This window comes from Alteromonas infernus (genome assembly GCF_902705815.1).
In genome coordinates this window covers 167305-184522 of record NZ_CACSIG010000003.1, presented here as the reverse complement: position 1 = coordinate 184522, position 17218 = coordinate 167305, and the positions used below count along the sequence as shown (strand labels likewise).

16 protein-coding genes and 1 pseudogene are annotated in these 17218 nt (G+C 46.7%); 14 read left to right on the top strand and 3 right to left on the bottom strand.

The genetic code is table 11. The features are described from left to right. Positions 1 to 84: 84 nt before the first annotated feature. Complete coding sequence (hemC, locus tag ACX5J7_RS00930; RefSeq protein ID WP_012516671.1) at positions 85 to 1023, bottom strand: hydroxymethylbilane synthase; 939 nt, start codon at positions 1021 to 1023, stop codon at positions 85 to 87. Positions 1024 to 1218: 195 nt separating this feature from the next. On the opposite strand from hemC, the gene ACX5J7_RS00925 reads away from it, so the two are divergent. Both ACX5J7_RS00925 and ACX5J7_RS00920 read left to right on the top strand, forming a co-directional pair. Continuing rightward, positions 1219 to 1860 (top strand): hypothetical protein, encoded by a 642-nt coding sequence (locus ACX5J7_RS00925; protein ID WP_498705753.1) that lies wholly within the window; start codon positions 1219 to 1221, stop codon positions 1858 to 1860. 7 nt (positions 1861 to 1867) lie between these two features. Beyond that, positions 1868 to 2281: a GGDEF domain-containing protein gene (locus ACX5J7_RS00920; protein WP_498705751.1), complete on the top strand. Its 414-nt coding sequence runs from the start codon at positions 1868 to 1870 to the stop codon at positions 2279 to 2281. Between the two features lie 113 nt (positions 2282 to 2394). Here ACX5J7_RS00920 and ACX5J7_RS00915 read toward each other — a convergent pair whose 3' ends face one another. Beyond that, complete coding sequence (locus ACX5J7_RS00915; protein WP_020745167.1) at positions 2395 to 3066, bottom strand: alpha/beta hydrolase; 672 nt, start codon at positions 3064 to 3066, stop codon at positions 2395 to 2397. A gap of 287 nt (positions 3067 to 3353) precedes the next feature. On the opposite strand from ACX5J7_RS00915, the gene gmk reads away from it, so the two are divergent. The 12 genes and pseudogenes from gmk (at position 3354) to ACX5J7_RS00855 (ending at position 16066) form a co-directional block, all read left to right on the top strand. Further along, complete coding sequence (gmk, locus tag ACX5J7_RS00910; protein WP_043960446.1) at positions 3354 to 3995, top strand: guanylate kinase; 642 nt, start codon at positions 3354 to 3356, stop codon at positions 3993 to 3995. Between the two features lie 170 nt (positions 3996 to 4165). Then, a complete protein-coding gene (gene rpoZ, locus ACX5J7_RS00905) occupies positions 4166 to 4438 on the top strand; it encodes a DNA-directed RNA polymerase subunit omega (RefSeq protein ID WP_012516676.1) in 273 nt (90 codons plus the stop codon). 143 nt (positions 4439 to 4581) lie between these two features. Then, positions 4582 to 6693, top strand: coding sequence for a bifunctional GTP diphosphokinase/guanosine-3',5'-bis pyrophosphate 3'-pyrophosphohydrolase (gene spoT, locus ACX5J7_RS00900; RefSeq protein ID WP_498705747.1), 2112 nt, complete (start codon positions 4582 to 4584; stop codon positions 6691 to 6693). Between the two features lie 24 nt (positions 6694 to 6717). Next, positions 6718 to 7104: a RidA family protein gene (locus ACX5J7_RS00895; RefSeq protein ID WP_015065915.1), complete on the top strand. Its 387-nt coding sequence runs from the start codon at positions 6718 to 6720 to the stop codon at positions 7102 to 7104. Positions 7105 to 7107: 3 nt separating this feature from the next. Further along, positions 7108 to 7815, top strand: coding sequence for a tRNA (guanosine(18)-2'-O)-methyltransferase TrmH (trmH, locus tag ACX5J7_RS00890; RefSeq protein ID WP_333971187.1), 708 nt, complete (start codon positions 7108 to 7110; stop codon positions 7813 to 7815). A 174-nt stretch (positions 7816 to 7989) separates the two neighbouring features. Beyond that, positions 7990 to 10062, top strand: a complete 2073-nt coding sequence (gene recG / locus ACX5J7_RS00885) for an ATP-dependent DNA helicase RecG (RefSeq protein ID WP_071950477.1) — start codon at positions 7990 to 7992, stop codon at positions 10060 to 10062. Next, positions 10055 to 10832 (top strand): annotated as a pseudogene (locus tag ACX5J7_RS00880) (class I SAM-dependent methyltransferase). The gene recG and the pseudogene ACX5J7_RS00880 overlap by 8 nt, the downstream one beginning before the upstream one ends. Before the next feature lie 9 nt (positions 10833 to 10841). Continuing rightward, a complete protein-coding gene (locus tag ACX5J7_RS00875; protein WP_012516682.1) occupies positions 10842 to 11315 on the top strand; it encodes a peroxiredoxin in 474 nt (157 codons plus the stop codon). A gap of 342 nt (positions 11316 to 11657) precedes the next feature. Continuing rightward, positions 11658 to 12467, top strand: a complete 810-nt coding sequence (locus ACX5J7_RS00870) for a hypothetical protein (protein ID WP_498705746.1) — start codon at positions 11658 to 11660, stop codon at positions 12465 to 12467. Positions 12468 to 12477: 10 nt separating this feature from the next. After that, the gene (locus ACX5J7_RS00865; protein ID WP_071958310.1) at positions 12478 to 13512 is read left to right on the top strand and encodes an extracellular solute-binding protein; all 1035 of its coding nucleotides are present in this window, start codon (positions 12478 to 12480) and stop codon (positions 13510 to 13512) included. Next, positions 13509 to 15032: an ABC transporter permease gene (locus tag ACX5J7_RS00860; protein WP_020742636.1), complete on the top strand. Its 1524-nt coding sequence runs from the start codon at positions 13509 to 13511 to the stop codon at positions 15030 to 15032. The genes ACX5J7_RS00865 and ACX5J7_RS00860 overlap by 4 nt, the downstream gene beginning before the upstream one ends. Next, the gene (locus ACX5J7_RS00855) at positions 15032 to 16066 is read left to right on the top strand and encodes an ABC transporter ATP-binding protein (protein ID WP_498705743.1); all 1035 of its coding nucleotides are present in this window, start codon (positions 15032 to 15034) and stop codon (positions 16064 to 16066) included. Before ACX5J7_RS00860 ends, ACX5J7_RS00855 begins: the two co-directional genes overlap by 1 nt. A gap of 114 nt (positions 16067 to 16180) precedes the next feature. On the opposite strand, the gene ACX5J7_RS00850 is transcribed toward ACX5J7_RS00855, so the two are convergent. Then, positions 16181 to 17011 (bottom strand): mechanosensitive ion channel family protein, encoded by an 831-nt coding sequence (locus ACX5J7_RS00850; protein ID WP_498705742.1) that lies wholly within the window; start codon positions 17009 to 17011, stop codon positions 16181 to 16183. Positions 17012 to 17218 lie beyond the last annotated feature (207 nt).

The following is a 17218-nucleotide window of genomic DNA, read 5'->3' as shown; positions in this document are numbered from 1 at the left end:
CATCCTTTTAGTTTTCGAAATACTGCTTAAAAAAGGGAAGGTAAACGGGATAAGAAAATATCCCTATCCCGTTTAGCGTGCATTTTAGCTATAAAGTGCTTTCAAAATTTCGCCAGCACCTTGCTCTAAAAGGGCTTCAGCTACCTCAATACCCATGTCTTTGGCTTTCTCTCTAGACGCGGTAGCTGAGGCAAAAAGAAGCTCAGAGCCATCGGGCTTTCCTACCATGCCAGTGAGCGTTAGCACATCGTTATCCAGTGTAGCAAAACTGCCAATAGGGACTTGGCATCCGCCTTCTAGCCTTTCATTCATGGCGCGTTCTGCAGTAACACGGGTGTGCGTATCTGCGTGGTTTAATGCTTGAAGTAGCGCTATTAGTTCTTCATCGTCGTTGCGACATTCAATGCCTACAGCGCCTTGGCCTACAGCCGGAAGAGAGATGTCAGCAGGCAGAGCCATGCGAATACGCGATTGCATTTTAAGGCGAATAAGCCCTGCAGAGGCTAAAATAATGGCGTCGTATTCGCCTGCATCAAGCTTAGCTAAACGGGTATTTACGTTACCGCGAAGGTCCTTGATGATTAGATCAGGGCGGTATTTGCGAATTTGACATTGTCTGCGTAGGCTAGATGTACCCACTATTGCGCCTTCTGGCAGTGCATCTAGGCTGTCGTGGTTGTTAGACACGAAGGCATCGAACGGATTCTCACGCTCACATATAGCGTGTAACCCAAAGCCTTCCGGGAATTCTACCGGTACGTCTTTCATTGAGTGCACAGCAATATCGGCACGGCCTTCAAGCATGGCAATTTCAAGCTCTTTGATAAAAAGGCCTTTGCCGCCAATTTTGGCCAGCGGCGTATCGAGAATTTTATCGCCTTGGGTGCTCATGGGCACAAGCTCAACGGTCATTGATGGGTAATGCTCCAACAATTTTGCCTTCACATACTCTGCTTGCCAAAGCGCTAAGGCACTTTTTCTAGTAGCAATTCGAACGGTGCGGGTGGTGTTGAGATGACTCATGCTTATTCCAAACTATTAAAAAGATAAACAAAACGACGTATCACTGAACGTCATACGAGATACGTTGTAGTATACGCATTTTCTTGGTTAATGTTTGGAAATAGCGGTGATTTTCTACTTGGTTAATCGTTAACTTTCAGACTATGCTGAGTTGGGCTAAGGGTGTCTGGTAATAAAAGTGGAGAAGGTTCTAGTATGGACTACTCGTCGTTAGGGAAACTGTTAAGAAGCGCTCAACAAGACGAAGCAGAGGCAAAACGCAGAAGACTGACACTGTATTTTATTTCTTATGTTGGCGGCACCATCATGGCCTTTATGGCGTGGCTTAATGTGGGAAATAATACACCGCTCCTTGTAGGAACCCTTACAGCCTCAGCAGCCGTTGTATACATAAACGTGTTGTTGTCTCACATATTCCCGCGAGTCGACGTGTTTTACTACGTTGGCGGCCTTGTTGCAATGTTTACTGTTAACGGCTTGGTGTATACCGGGGGATTAAATAATACCGGCCTTTACTTTGTGTTTCCGCTGTTGTTCTTGCAGATCATAGTGGTGCGTTTTAGGCCCGCGTTGATTTATGTTCCGGTAACATTGGCCATCACTACTTTTATGCTATACAACCAAGAGAATATAATTGCTCAGTATTCCGATGAACACGTATCTCGCTTCCTAATCTCTACGCTTTGTTTTGTTTGTGTGGCCTTTATTGGCGAAAATTTTTGGCATCAAAGCCGAAAGGAGATGTTGAAAGAAAACTTTGAGCGTATGCGCCAAGCCAATACCGACCCGTTAACCAAACTGCCCAACCGCCGTTTTCTAGAAGCCGGTTTTTTTTGAAAAGGCCATGCAAGACCCTGCTACATATTTTCCTTTAAGCGCGGTAGTGGTAGATATCGATCACTTTAAAAAGATTAACGATAGCTATGGTCACGATGTGGGCGATCAGGTGCTTATTCATGTTACCAGTTTGATGAAAGAAGCGGTCAGATCTTCTGATGTGGTAGCACGCACTGGCGGTGAAGAATTTTTGGTGCTTTTTCCTCATGCTACGTTGACGCAAGCGGTTAAGTTGGCTGAAAAAATGAGGAGGCTAATAGAAGAAAGACCTTTTGTAGCAGGAGACATTAATCACCCTATCACCGCAAGTTTTGGTGTTGCCACAGCGTTAACCGATACCAACCTACATGCCAGTTTAAAACAGGCTGATGATAACTTATACAAAGCGAAAAATGCGGGCAGAAACCGCGTGATGGAATGACAGACGCAAAAAGCGTTAATGCTTTAAATATGTCTTGGCGAGCACAACAGCAAGTAACAAACGCTGGTAGTAATGGTACGCCAGCGTTTCGAAAAAATTAGCGACAGCAAGTGTTAGTTAAGCAACTTTTGTAACCATGCACTGATGTCATTAAGTTCTTGCATACAAACGTTGTGTTGCATGGTGTAAGTTTGCCACGTTGCCTTAAAACCGCATTCGTTTAGTGTCTTAAAAGCAGCGTTGCCCATGAAAACCGGTACAACCTCGTCCTGCTCACCGTGGGCCATCATTATGGGTGTCTCGCGGTTTACGTCTAGTGCTTCACTACTTAGTAATGCGGGTTCACACATGTAGGTAGAAAGCGCCATAACGCCGGCCAGTTTTTGCGAAAATCTAGGGGCAAGGTGCAAGGCGATAACGCCCCCTTGGGAGAACCCTGCTAAAACGATACGTTCTGCTTTAATGCCGCTTTCAATCTGCGCTTTGATAAGTTGCTCAACCTGTTCTGCCGACTCTTTTACCCCTTCAAGATCTGCGCGGCTTTCAAAATCTAGCGATTTGATGTCGTACCAAGCACGCATGCGCATTCCGCCATTTATCGTGATGGGGCGCTCCGGTGCATGGGGAAACAGGAATTTTACGGCCATTGAATCTGGTAATTTAAGCTCGGGCACAATAGGAGCAAAGCCGTGGCCTGAATCGCCAAGACCGTGAAGCCAGATAACGCAGGCATCAGGCGCTGTTGACGGATTTATCTCTACGCACGGCAGAAGTTGCTGAGTCATTCTATATTTCCTAGTTTTGTTGTTGCTTCATTACCAATGGTTATCTTTTCTCACGGGCAATCTCTGTCTTTCGCAAGAATGGTGGGGGGGCAGAGTACTTTTTCTGCCCCACCATTCTTAGAAACTTATTATTGTTATGTATTTTGCTAACGCCGATCGGCAACTTAAATACAGGTCATCATCGATCATCAATGCATAAACCAGATAATCACAGTTACGGCGCAAGGGCTTAATATGCTATCATTGCTACTTGAAATCACCACATCTTGATAAACTTTTAATATCCTATGGCTTCACTACTTGGCAATTTATTTATACTTGCAGCTCCTTCAGGGGCGGGAAAATCTAGCCTTATAAAGGCGCTAATGGAAAAGTACGAAGGTAATGAAACTACGCCTATGCAGGTGTCGGTATCTCATACCACGCGTCAGCCTCGTCCGGGTGAAGTAGACGGCGTACACTACCACTTTGTAAGTCGAGAGCAGTTTGAAGCGCTTATCGAACAAGGCGTATTTTTTGAGTACGCAGAGGTGTTCGGCAATTATTACGGCACATCACGGGTTACCATTGAACAAACCCTTCACCGCGGAATTGATGTGTTTTTGGATATCGATTGGCAAGGTGCTCGCCAAGTCAAAAAGCTTATGCCAGATACCTGTGGTATTTTCATTCTTCCTCCGTCGCTAGATGTTCTTGAGCAGCGTTTAAATAACCGCGGTCAGGACAGTGAAGAAGTCATTGCTGGGCGCATGGCACAAGCGGTGGCGGAAATGTCACACTTTAGTGAGTTCGAAAGCGTAATTGTTAACGATGACTTTGCCACAGCACTAGGTGACTTAGAAGCGATAGTGACTGCGCAGCGTCTTCGTACGATGAAACAACAAATGCGTCATCAGGTGCTATTGGACGAATTGCTTGGTAGCGCGTAAGCTTATCAGCATAGACAAATGTTTTAGTTTAAAGGCAGACGATCAGCACATAGCTATAACGATCTGACTGCTTCAAATTCAAACAAAATACTAGGATCGCGCGGTGTATTTGTGTATACTACGCGGCCGTTTTTTGAATAACTTGCTCAACCTAATTTTCGGAGAAATACATGGCTCGCGTAACTGTAGAAGATGCCGTAGATAAAATTGGTAACCGCTTTGACCTAGTGCTTGTTGCTGCACGCCGTGCACGTCAAATTGCCACTGAAGGCAAAGATCCTATGGTTGACGTTCAAAACGACAAGCCAACTGTGACAGCACTTCGTGAAATTGAAGAAGGTTTAGTAACGGCTGCTACGCTTGAACAAGCAGACCTTCAAGCGCAAGAACAGCAAGAACACGCTGAATTTGCGTCTGTTGCAAATATTTTATCTGATCAGTAAAACCCGCTTTTAAGGGCTTTTATCAGTTATTTGGCGCCAGTGCTTTGAAAAAAGCACTGGCGCTTTAGTTTTGGTGTATTGGCTTCTAGCACAATTAAACGTATTCTTAGTGGTGTAACGTTATATAAGGGTCGCGCTTCACTGTGTATTTGTTTGAAGGTTTAAAGCAGAAAGTTTTAGAGTATTTATCAGCCGACCGTGTTCAGCTGGTGCAAGATGCTTTTGTTCTCGCTCAAGAGGCCCATGACGGCCAAATGCGCTCCAGCGGCGATCCGTATATCACTCACCCGGTAGCGGTGGCAGGCATTCTTGCCGATATGCACCTTGATCATGAAACGATCATGGCGGCACTGCTTCACGATGTCATAGAAGATACCCATTATAGCCAAGAAGACCTTGCCGAGGCCTTTGGCGATACGGTTGCTGAGCTGGTAGAAGGGGTCAGTAAACTCGACAAGCTTGCCTTTAGCACCAAACAAGAAGCCCAGGCGGAAAACTTCCGCAAAATGATGATGGCCATGGTGCAAGACATCCGAGTTATCCTCATTAAACTGGCCGATCGCACACATAACATGCGTACGCTAGGCTCTCTGCGCCCTGATAAGCGCCGCCGCATTGCCCTAGAAACGCTAGAGATTTACGCCCCTATAGCTCATCGCTTGGGTATTCACGATATTAAAAACGAGCTGGAAGATTTAGGTTTCCAAGCCATGTACCCCATGCGCCATCGCGCATTGAAATCGGCGGTACGCCAAGCCCGTGGTAATCGCAAAGAGATTATCGAGAATATTCGTGGAGAACTGGATACGCGTCTAGATGCCTACGAAATAACATCAAACGTGATAGGCAGAGAAAAACACCTGTACTCCATTTACCGCAAAATGAAAAACAAAGAACTGATGTTCAATGAGGTAATGGATATTTATGCGTTTCGCATTGTGGTGAGTTCGGTAGACAACTGCTACCGCGCACTAGGCGCTATGCACGGGCTATACAAGCCTATTGAAAACCGTTTTAAAGACTATATCGCTATTCCGCGTACTAACGGGTACCAGTCGTTACATACATCGCTGATTGGCCCGCATGGTATTCCTGTTGAAATTCAAATTCGAACACAGGAAATGGACCAAATGGCGGATAAAGGGGTAGCAGCACACTGGCTTTACAAGGAGCCGGGTGACAACGGCACTACTGCACAGCTTCGTGCACGTAAGTGGATGCAAAGCTTGTTAGAACTGCAGCAGTCGGCAAGCTCGTCGTTTGAATTCATCGAGTCGGTCAAAACCGACCTTTTCCCTGATGAAATTTACGTGTTTACGCCAGACGGACGTATTATAGAACTACCTACAGGCGCAACGGCCGTGGATTTTGCCTACGCCGTACACTCTGACGTGGGCAACACGTGCGTAGGTGTGCGCGTTGAACGGCGCAACTTCAGCTTAAGTAAGCCGCTGCAAAATGGGCAAACCGTCGAGATTATTACCTCTCCAAAAGCGAAGCCGAATGCGAATTGGCTCAATTTTGTGGTGAGTGCTCGCGCGCGTACCCGTATTCGCCAGTATCTGCGTAAACAGCATTCACAAGAAGCGGTGAACATGGGTAATCGTCTACTTCGTCATGCGTTAGGTAGCGTGAAACTCGATGATATTCCAAATGCAGATATAGAACGGGTTGTAGCAGAAACTAAGCATGCAAACTTCGACGACTTGCTAGTAGACATTGGCCTTGGCAACGAACTAAGCGCTATTGTTGCTCGCCGTTTGTTAGGCGAAAGCACCACTGATTTGTCAGACAAAAAGGGCAATGTGGCTATTCGCGGTACAGAAGGCCTGCTTGTGCACTACTCTCGTTGTTGCCACCCTATTCCTGATGATGAAATTGTGGCGGTATTAAGCCCGGGGCGCGGTATGACCATTCATCAGATTGGTTGTAATAACATTCGCAAACTCACCCGTGAAGAGCCGCAACGTGTGCTGCCCATGCAGTGGGACGACAACCCGCAGGGTGAATTCAAAGCGTCGTTACGCATTGAATTAATTAACCATCAGGGCACACTGGCAACTTTAACGAACACCATTTCAGGCTGCGATTCCAACATCATTGGTCTGCAAACTGAAGAGAAAGAGAGTAATATCTACTTTATTGACCTAGAACTTACCACACACAACCGTGTGCACTTGGCCCGCGTAATGAAGAAAATACGCACCATGCCGGAAGTTCAGAAAGTGTCTCGTCATAGTCAATCACGACACTAATTACTACAAAATTTAGGAACTACTATGTCTAAGTCTATTATTCAGACCGATAAGGCACCTGCTGCTATTGGTACTTACAGCCAAGCGGTGAAAGCTGGCACTACTGTTTATCTTTCAGGCCAAATTCCTCTTGTTGCTGAAACCATGGAAATGGTATCTGACGATTTTGAAGCCCAAGCGGTACAAGTTTTTGAAAACCTCAAAGCGGTATGTGATGCAGCCGGCGGTACCACTAACGATTTGGTGAAAGTGAACATCTTCCTGATCGACCTTGGGCACTTTGCCACCGTTAATGAAATTATGAGCCGCTATTTTAACAAGCCTTACCCAGCACGCGCTGCCGTTCAGGTATCTGCATTGCCTAAGGGCGCACAAATTGAAATTGATGGTGTAATGGAACTGCCGGAGTAAGTCATGTCACCTGAGCGTTACCAGCGCATTAGAGATGTGTTGGAAAAAAGGCAAACCGACCTTACGGTATGCCTTGAAAATGTGCATAAGCCCCATAATGTTTCTGCCATAGTGCGAACCTGTGATGCCGTGGGTATTCACAGGGTTCACACCGTATGGGAAAAGAAATATCAGTTTCGTCGCGGTACGGCAATGGGCAGTCAGCAGTGGGTGCGCCAGACTAACCATGACGGCATTAACGATGCGATGGCTGAGCTTAAAGGTCAAGGCATGCAGGTGTTGGTTACCCATTTATCTGATACGGCGGTAGATTTTCGTGATGTGGATTACACCAAGCCGACCGCTATATTATTCGGTCAAGAAAAATACGGTGCCACTGATGAAGCCAAGGCGCTGGCCGATCAGGATATCGTCATTCCTATGATGGGCATGGTGCAGTCGCTAAACGTGTCGGTGGCCGCAGCGTTAGTGCTTTATGAAGCGCAGCGCCAGCGCACTATTGCGGGTATGTACAACACCCAGCAGTTGCCGGAAGAAGAATGTCAGGCATTGGCCTTTCAAAATGGCTACCCGCGTTTGTATAAACTGTGCCAGCGCAAAGGCTTGCCACTGCCTGCGATTAACGCTATCGGTGAAGTGGATGCCGACGATAGCTGGTGGCGAGAAATGCAAATTACCAAAGCGGAAGCTGACGTATTAGAAGCAGGCTAAGTAACTGGTTTCGCTTTTAGTTTTGTTTAGGGCAGTTAAGAAAACTGGCCTAAAGCGTACTCGCCAACCCCGCAACAATCCTTTACACTTCCTTTCTAATAATACGTTGATTAACACCCGCTTGCGCCTTCCAGCGTGAAAGCAATGTAGGTTTTAAAAGAAGGATGTCGCTTGATGCAAGCACTGGCCACTACACCCATAACTGCGCTTAAAGGCGTAGGCGCAAAGGTGGCAGAAAAACTCAATAAAATAGGCTTGTTTACCCTTCAAGATATACTGTTTCACCTTCCTCATCGCTACGAAGACAGAACCCGTATTTACAGCGTGGCTGAGTGCCGCCCGTTTACCCATGTAAGCGTGCAAGGCGAGGTAATGAGCGCCGACATTCAATACGGTAAAAAGCGCATGCTGGTGGTAAAGCTTAGTGATGGCACAGGCACTATAACCCTAAGGTTTTTCCACTTTGGCGCCGTGCAGCGTTCTATCATGACGCCGGGCAACACGGTACGCTGTTTTGGTGAGGTGCGTACTGGCAAGTGGGGTATTGAAATGATGCACCCCGAATTCAAGCTAGTGGACGAGGACGCGCCACCGACAGAAGAATCACTGACACCGGTTTACCCCACCACAGACGGGGTTAAGCAGCTAACCCTTCGCAATTTAACCGACCAAGCGCTAAAGCTTTTGGACAAAGGGGCGCTGGCCGATTTACTGCCCGAAGGTATTTACGATAATCAAATTAGCCTTAACGAAGCCCTTCATTTGGTTCATCGCCCGCCGCCTGATGTCGACGTACACGAAATGGAAGAGGGACTTCATCCTGCTCAGTATCGGTTAATTCTTGAAGAGTTGTTGTCACACCATTTAAGTGTGTTGAAAGTACGCAAGTTATCTGATGCACAGCCCGGTATTCCAATTAGTGTTAATCAGCCGCTTATCGATAAAATGCTCGCTCAGCTGCCGTTTTCACCCACTGGTGCTCAGGCAAGGGTAGTAGAAGATATTCAAAAAGATATGCAGCACGCACGGCCTATGATGCGCCTGGTACAAGGCGACGTAGGTTCGGGCAAAACTTTAGTAGCGGCATTGGCTGCACTATCCGCCATAGGTGCCGGGCATCAGGTAGCGTTAATGGCGCCGACAGAACTGTTGGCTGAACAGCACGCGAATAACTTTCGCGGTTGGTTAGAGCCACTCGGTATAGAGGTAGGTTGGCTTGCTGGAAAGCTAAAAGGCAAGGCCCGCAATGAGGTTTTAGCGCGCTTAGAAGCCGGTGACATTCAAATGTTGGTGGGCACTCACGCTATTTTCCAGGAAAGCGTGAACTACCAGCAGCTAGCGCTGGTTATTGTGGATGAGCAGCACCGCTTTGGTGTACATCAGCGTTTGGCTTTGCGCGATAAAGGCGAGCAACAAGGCCGCTATCCGCACCAGTTGATCATGACGGCAACGCCTATTCCAAGAACGCTGGCCATGACAGCCTATGCCGATTTAGATACCTCGGTCATAGACGAACTGCCACCGGGCAGAACGCCGGTACAAACCGTGGTGCTCCCTGATACACGCAGAGCGGATGTGATAGAGCGCGTGCGCCAAGCTTGTAAAGATAACGGCCGCCAAGCCTATTGGGTGTGTACGCTTATTGACGAGTCCGAAGTGTTGGAGTGTCAGGCCGCTGAAGACGCAGCGGTTACCCTGCGTACCGCGCTGCCAGACTTACAAGTAGGCTTAGTACACGGGCGGTTAAAGCCCGCTGAAAAAGCGCAGGTTATGGCTGATTTTAAAGACGGTAAGCTTGATTTACTGGTGGCAACGACGGTTATTGAAGTAGGCGTAGATGTGCCTAACGCTAGCATTATGATTATTGAAAACCCTGAGCGTTTGGGCTTAGCCCAGCTCCACCAGTTACGTGGCCGAGTAGGGCGGGGAGCGGTAGAAAGTCAGTGCGTACTTATGTATCAAAGCCCCTTATCTAAAACGGCGACCCAGCGCTTAGGGGTACTGCGTGAGTCGAACGATGGGTTTTACATCGCACAGCGCGACTTAGAAATTCGCGGGCCGGGGGAATTCATGGGTACGAAACAAACCGGAATGGCTGAACTTAAAATAGCAGATCTTGTACGCGACGCCGCCCTTATTCCAAAAGTTCAAGAAATTGCCTATACCCTTTGGGATAAATACCCGTCTCACGCCCAAGCAATCATCAATAGATGGATAGGGCATAAGGAGCAATACGGCCATGCTTAACAGTGTGCCTTTAGTTATCGCACAACACAGTACTCAAGATGATACTTCACTACTAAATAGTATTGGGGATAAGTGGGGCTTCCCCGTTGTTTCTCACAGCGAAAAGCCTGCCGAAGGGTTTTATCTTCAGATACAAAATGGTGTGTTGGGCCTTGCTGATGCAAGCGAGAAAAAAGTGCTGCCGGTTGAGGTTGATTTTGCTTCACCGGCCAGTTTGTATCGCAAACAACACGGCGGCGGACGTAAAGAGCCTATTGTTAAGGCGATTGGCCTTAAAGGTAATGAAGGCTGGCATGTCGTGGATGCCACACCGGGGCTAGGTCGTGATGCGTTCGTTTTAGTGAGCGTTGGCTGTAAAGTAACTATGATAGAGCGTTCGCCGATTGTGGCCGCGCTGCTTGAAGACGGCATACGCCGTTTAGCGCTTAGTTTTCCAGAACTTGCAGCTAAAATGTCGCTTCAACATGGAAATAGCGCTGAGGTAATGCAATACTTCACTGGTGAGAATGTGAACGCTATTTATTTAGACCCCATGTTCCCACATAAAAAGAAGTCAGCCTTGGTGGAAAAAGGAAATGCGGCTGTTTCAGCAACTGCTTGGGCATGACCCCGATGCCGATGCGCTGTTACCGCCAGCACTTAAGCTAGCTACGCACCGGGTAGTCGTTAAACGCCCAAATAGTGCAGACGTGCTGGCAGGAGAAAAACCATCAATGGCAATAGAAAGTAAAAAACATAGATTTGATGTGTATTTTTGTCAAAAACCCTAGGAGAGCAACATGATACAAGTTGGTAGCACCTTGCCCGAGGTGGATTTCGGTCTTTTAGTCGATGGAGAAATGACAAACCCAGGCACTAATGAACTTTTCTCGGACAAGCGCGTTGTGTTGTTTGCAGTACCAGGGGCGTTCACGCCAACCTGTTCACAGGCTCACTTGCCGGGCTATGTGGCACTAGCAGACAAAATTAAAGCGAAAGGTATTGATAGCATTATCTGTCTTTCTGTAAACGATGCGTTTGTTATGGATGCATGGGGTAAGGCTAATAATGCAGAAGAAATTATTATGCTAGCCGATGGGAATGGTCATTTCACAAAGCAAATTGGCTTGGATATGAATACCAGTAACTTCGGTGGCTTGCGTTCATTGCGTTATTCAATGTTAATTGAAGACGGTGAAGTGAAGAAAATAAATGTAGAAGACCCGGGTCGCTTTGATGTAAGCGATGCGCAAAGCATGCTAGATAGCCTTTAATTTTTTAAAAAGGCGTTAAATACTCAAAGCCCGCAACCATTGTTGCGGGCTTTTTCTTTTAGCTTTTTGTGAATATTCATTAATTTATATATGCGTATACTTGCCCGTGATTTTCATTAAAATGTAACCCAACTATGATCTGACAGTTTGCTAATTGCGTTGAATATCAATGTGTTCAGCAAAGGTTAATGAACTAATATGCAATATTCTGTATCGAAAATGCAGAAAAATGAAGGGTTAACGTACTGCGTTACGTAGCATGTAGCCTCGTTTAGTTACCTTTACTTGCTTAATGATAATAAGTATCATTTGCGCATTAAGACAAATGTTTTAGGAATAATGATGACAATAACACTGAAAAAAATAAGCGCCTTAGTACTGGCTTCGGCTGTTACTTTCTCAATGTTTTCTTCACAAGCGCTTGCTAACGGTGCAATTGGTGACCACGTAAACAATTTACATGCACATATCGGTGAGTACACCGAAGAGGTGCACTGGCTAGAAAGCAAGTTTGGCAGTGTTGTTGATGCGTATGAAGCAAAAGACAAATCGTTAAAAACAGACGCGTTAATCGAGTACTGGGAAGAAGTGGACTTTCACTCTGCCATTGAAACCCAATATGTGCCTATTTACGCGTCTATTTGGCAGGGCATTTACGGCGTAAAAGTCGCCATTGATGAAGGCAAGCCAGTTGCAGATGTACGCGTTGAGCAAGAGAAGCTAAATCATGCCTTGTGGCAGGCGCTAGGCGCAGTTAAACTTGCGTCCCAGTACCAAAAGAAAGGTCTGGTTAACAAGGTTCAAACGACTGAAAAAGAGCCGACAACTGGCCCTGAAGTCATCGACGATATTAAAACCCGTCTTGATCGCGTGGTAGCTAAATATGCAGAACAGCTACACGAAGTGGCAACTACGCTTGTTCACGACACTTATCTACAGCGTTTTGAAGGCGTAGAAGGTGATTTGATTGCCAAAGACGCAGCCTTGGTTGAAGACCTAGAGAAAGACTTTAACGTTACGCTTCCTCAAGCCATTTCGAAAGATACTGGCGTAGACGCAGTGCGCAAGGTAGTGGAGTCAATGCAGGCTAAACTCGACCGCGCTCGCGCACTTTTAGTTGAAGTAGAGCAAAGTCGTAAAGACGTTTTTTAAAGGAAGGTGTATGCAACGTAGAACATTCTTACAAGGCTTAGCTGCAGCAGGTGTTTTATCTGGCTTGCCGCTAGGCTTTGCAAACGCTATGACACAAACCGGTAGTGTGTCAGTAGAATCCCTGCCTAAATTAGAAGGTGATCTCACCTTGTACTTGGGGCGCGGTGAAGGCGGCTTGTATGAGAATGTTCTTAAAGCCATTGAAAAGCGCAACCCGAAGTTAAATTTGAAGGTAAGACGTGGTGGCTCAGCAGCATTGGCGAACACGATTGTGGCTGAAACCAAAGCGGGCGTTAAACGCGCAGACCTTTTTTGGGCAGTAGATACTGGCTCAATTGGTGTGGTGACGGACATCGGTGCCGCCAAGCCATTACCTAACGATTTAACGGCACAGCTTCGTGAAGATTTTCAATATCCCAGCTGGTCGCCGGTAACGGGCCGAGTACGTACGCTGCCATATAACACCGAGCGCGTTAAGCCAGAGCAGATACCCGAAAGCGTAATGGCGCTTGCTGATAGCGACCTAAAAATAGGTTGGGCACCCGCTTATTCGTCGTTCCAATCTTTTGTTACTGCTATGCGTATTTTAGAGGGTGATAAAGCGACAAAGTCGTGGCTTAAAGGCATTAATAAGCATTCTAAAAAGTATGCGGGCGAACTTGGCGTGGTAATGGGCGTTGAGCGTGGTGAAGTGGATATTGGTTTTGCTAATCACTATTACACGCTGCGCCTTAAATCAGGTAAGCCCGATGCGAATGTAGCGCTAGCTTACACTAAAGGCGATGCCGGTTGCTTAGTGAATGCGTCAGGTATTGTGGCATTAAGCGAAGGCGACTTACCGGTTAACTTTATTCGTTACTTACTGTCGCAGGAAGTGCAGTCGTATCTTGCTCGTGAAGCCTACGAAATACCGCTTGTTCAGGGCGTCGAGCAACCGCAAGGCTTAGCAAGTTTGAGCACGCTTTCGCCCCCTGAAATGGACCTTCGCAAGTTGGCTGATTTACGTCCCACACTAAACCTTATGAGGGAAGTTGGCGTACTGTGACAAACTGGCCAAAGTCGTATCCACTGGCACTGCTTATTGCGCTGATGGCTTTATTGCCCGTCGGTGTTTTATTTTCTTTAGCCCAAGACAGTGCGCAACTTTTCGATACCCATAATCTTCGTGTTCTAGGTAACACGGTTTCACTGGTGGTACTTACCATTATTGGTTCGGTGCTAATTGGTGTGCCGCTTGCCTTTCTCACTGCCTATGTGCAAATGCCGTTTAAGCGCTTTTGGTTAATTTTACTTGCCGCGCCACTGGCACTACCCAGTTATATTGGCGCGTTTGCTATGTACTTCTCATTTGGCAGAGGCGGTGAAATAGAAAATATATTAGGTATTACCACGCCGTCCATCAGTGGGTTGTGGGGCTCTGCGTTAGTGATGAGTCTTTACACTTACCCCTTTGTGATGATGACCACCCGTTCTAGCCTGTTAAGCTTAGATGCAAGCTTGGTGAATGCGGCTCGCACGTTAGGGCTCTCATTAGGCGCTAGCCTATGGCGTGTTGTGCTACCGCGCGTGGTAAATAGCGTAGCGGCAGGCGCTTTACTTGCTGCGCTTTATGCACTATCTGACTTTGGCACGCCGGCCATTATGGGCTTTGACACTTTCACCCGCGTTATTTTTGTTGAATACAATGCCTTTGGCTTGAGTCAGGCGGCGATGCTGAGCTTACAGCTTATGGTTATTGTCGGGCTAATTCTATTTATTGAAAGTCGCATCAGCGGCGCCTCAGAGCGTCCCGGCAGGCATTTGTCACTCTTTCCTGGACGATGGCAGCGCAACCTTATGTTGCTCGCTACTATGCCGATAGTGCTGTTAGCTATAGTGCTTCCGTTAGCCATTTTTACCCTTTGGTTAATACGTGAAGGCACTGGGGGGTTCGAGTTAAGCTACGCATGGAACTCTGCTCACGCGTCTTTTATTGCCGCGGTGGTTGCCGTATTGCTGGCTATTCCAGTTGCCCATGCCGCTATTGCGGGTAAGGCAGGGCGCGTTATGGAGCGTATTACTTATTTTGGTTTTGGTGTACCTGGTATCGTTATGGGAACGGCGCTGGTATACGTAGGGCTTAAATATTTACCTGCGCTATATCAAACGTTAAGTTTATTGGTAATGGCCTATGTGCTGCGTTTTATTCCACTTGCGGTGGGTAGCGTAAGAAGTACAGCAGAGAATATCGACTCCGGTTTGGTGAAGGCGGCCCGCGTGCTAGGCGCAAGTCCTCGCGAGGCATTTATGCGTATTACGTTACCGTTAACCCTTCGTGGTATGATAGCGGGCGCAGCCTTGGTGTTCTTAGAGGCAATGCGAGAACTTCCCGCTACTTTAATGCTTGGCCCAACGGGGTTTGAAACCTTAGCCACTTACATGTGGCGTGTGTATGAAGCCGGTTATTTTGGTCGTGCCGCCGTACCGGGGTTATTATTAGTTTTATTATCAGGCGTGGGGTTAATTCTCATGCTGTCGGGCGAGAAAAAAGCCCAATTTACCGTTACCGAGGATGAGCGTTCGTAATGCTAAGTGTAAGTAATTTGTCAGTGAATTATGGGTCTACCCGCGTAGTCGACAAGTTAAACCTAGAACTGGGGCAAGACGAAATTCTCATGTTGGTTGGGCCGACAGGGTGCGGTAAAACCACAATCTTACAAGCGCTCGCGGGGCTTATTCCTATTTCTGAAGGCACCATGCGTTTAGGTAACTGGGAAAGTAGTGCAAATAAGCACGTTCCGCCTGAAAAACGCAACGTGGGTATGGTGTTTCAAGATTTTGCACTTTTTCCTCACTTAACTGTTCAGCAAAATGTGTGCTTTCGTTTAAAAGATACATCCCTTGCCGATCACTGGCTTACCTTACTCGGCCTAGATAATTTCCGCGATGTTAAGCCAGCGCGACTTTCCGGCGGTCAGAAGCAGCGCGTAGCCTTGGCGAGAACGTTAGCCCACGAACCGGCCTATGTATTACTCGATGAACCGCTTTCAAACCTAGATGCCGCGCTAAAAGACAGCCTGCGTTGGGAAATTCGTGATGCGCTTAAGAAAGCGGGTGTGCCCGCTATCTGGGTTACCCACGACCAAGAAGAAGCGCTTAGCGTCGGTGATAGGGTAGGTATTTTAAATAAAGGCGTGTTAGAGCAGTTAGACACCCCGGAAGCCTGTTATTCATCACCTGCCAGCCGTTTTGTTGCGCGCTTTATGGGCGAAGCAAGCTTCTTGAGCGCAACATTTGATGCTAGTGAAGCAAATACAGACAAAACGGTTGTTACTGAAATTGGCAAGGTGCCAGGCACGCCGCTTCAAGGTGCTAACGGTAATGTAGATTTACTCGTGCGCCCTGACGATTTAAGCCTAGATGCCACGCTTAGTGAGACCAACTGTACGGTTGAATGGGTGCGCTATGAAGGCGAAAGCCGATTGTATGCGGTTATGCTAGATAGCGGTGATGAACTTAAAGTACGTGTGAGCCACGAAAACGCGATTAAGCCCAGTACCCGTGCTTTTGTTCAGTTAATTACTACGCACCCGCTAGCGGTGTTTCCTAAAAACGTTTAGCAGCGCTTCTTTAAATAAGCGTAGCGCTTAATAACTGACTTAAAGACAGAATATAACAAGGGCAGCCGTTTGGCTGCCCTTCCACTGACTAATACATTCTTTATAACATACGCACTATGCGTTTTCGTTAACCACAATGACTTTGCGATGCGGGAATGGAATTTCGATGTTCGCTTCATCTAGGGCTTTCTTAATTTGCTCAGGTACTGAGAAAAGAATGTTGAAATAGTGCTCGCCGTGACAAAACGGCCGAACAATAAAGTCTACAGAACTGTCGTTAAGCGTAGATACTTCTACAAATGGCGCAGGGTCTTTAAGTATATGCGGGTGGTCTGCTAATACTTTGTCGATAACCGCGCGAGCAGCATCAATGTTTTCGTTGTAAGCAATACCAAACGTCATATCTACACCACGAATTTCATGGTGCGAGTGGTTAACGATTTGCTCGCCCCAAATTTGGCTATTTGGAATAATAATTTGCTTATTGTCGAAAGTTTGCAAGATAGTCGTGAATAAGTCTATCTCGGTAACTTTACCAAATTTACCTGCCGCATCGACAAAGTCATTCACTTTATAAGGGCGGAAGATAAGTAACATAACCCCAGCCGCTAAATTAGACAGCGTTCCCTGAAGGGCAAGGCCAATAGCTAAGCCAGCTGCTCCTAAAAGTGCGATGATAGAAGCGGTTTGCACACCGAAGCGGTTAAGAACAGCAATACCTACAAAGACCAAGATGGTATAACGCGCTACACTGCCAAAAAACTTAAATAACGTATCATCAAGCTGAGGGTGGCTGCTTGCAATAGCAACAATGGCGTTATAAACCTTACTTGCTATCCAAAGGCCAATAATAAGGATGGCTAGGGCAAGTAAAATATTGGTGGCCCATGCTAACGCAGCAGGCAGGTATTGATTAATATCGAGTGACGCTAAGAACTCTTCCATGGATACAATCCTCTGTAATTTGTGAAGTCGTCGCTATTTCGTTTGTTTGTTCAAATTGAGTTGCACCTCAATTGTGGCGCATAGTTATAAGCGAATTAATTTTTCTTTAGTATTGTTAAAAAGTATTAAAATTTATCAATGTCGACTAAAGAACAAGATTAAATTTCTCGGTAAAATAGGCTTTGCATTGTGCGGTGGAGCTTATTA

What these genes read in the sequence shown, in the direction of transcription:
- rpoZ (WP_012516676.1), top strand. Translation starts at nt 4,166, where the DNA reads ATGGCTCGCGTAACTGTAGAAGATGCCGTAGATAAAATTGGTAACCGC.
- ACX5J7_RS00915 (WP_020745167.1), bottom strand. Translation starts at nt 3,066, where the DNA reads ATGACTCAGCAACTTCTGCCGTGCGTAGAGATAAATCCGTCAACAGCG.
- ACX5J7_RS00850 (WP_498705742.1), bottom strand. Translation starts at nt 17,011, where the DNA reads ATGGAAGAGTTCTTAGCGTCACTCGATATTAATCAATACCTGCCTGCT.
- ACX5J7_RS00920 (WP_498705751.1), top strand. Translation starts at nt 1,868, where the DNA reads ATGCAAGACCCTGCTACATATTTTCCTTTAAGCGCGGTAGTGGTAGAT.
- ACX5J7_RS00925 (WP_498705753.1), top strand. Translation starts at nt 1,219, where the DNA reads ATGGACTACTCGTCGTTAGGGAAACTGTTAAGAAGCGCTCAACAAGAC.
- ACX5J7_RS00855 (WP_498705743.1), top strand. Translation starts at nt 15,032, where the DNA reads ATGCTAAGTGTAAGTAATTTGTCAGTGAATTATGGGTCTACCCGCGTA.
- hemC (WP_012516671.1), bottom strand. Translation starts at nt 1,023, where the DNA reads ATGAGTCATCTCAACACCACCCGCACCGTTCGAATTGCTACTAGAAAA.
- ACX5J7_RS00865 (WP_071958310.1), top strand. Translation starts at nt 12,478, where the DNA reads ATGCAACGTAGAACATTCTTACAAGGCTTAGCTGCAGCAGGTGTTTTA.
- trmH (WP_333971187.1), top strand. Translation starts at nt 7,108, where the DNA reads ATGTCACCTGAGCGTTACCAGCGCATTAGAGATGTGTTGGAAAAAAGG.
- recG (WP_071950477.1), top strand. Translation starts at nt 7,990, where the DNA reads ATGCAAGCACTGGCCACTACACCCATAACTGCGCTTAAAGGCGTAGGC.
- ACX5J7_RS00870 (WP_498705746.1), top strand. Translation starts at nt 11,658, where the DNA reads ATGACAATAACACTGAAAAAAATAAGCGCCTTAGTACTGGCTTCGGCT.
- ACX5J7_RS00875 (WP_012516682.1), top strand. Translation starts at nt 10,842, where the DNA reads ATGATACAAGTTGGTAGCACCTTGCCCGAGGTGGATTTCGGTCTTTTA.
- gmk (WP_043960446.1), top strand. Translation starts at nt 3,354, where the DNA reads ATGGCTTCACTACTTGGCAATTTATTTATACTTGCAGCTCCTTCAGGG.
- ACX5J7_RS00895 (WP_015065915.1), top strand. Translation starts at nt 6,718, where the DNA reads ATGTCTAAGTCTATTATTCAGACCGATAAGGCACCTGCTGCTATTGGT.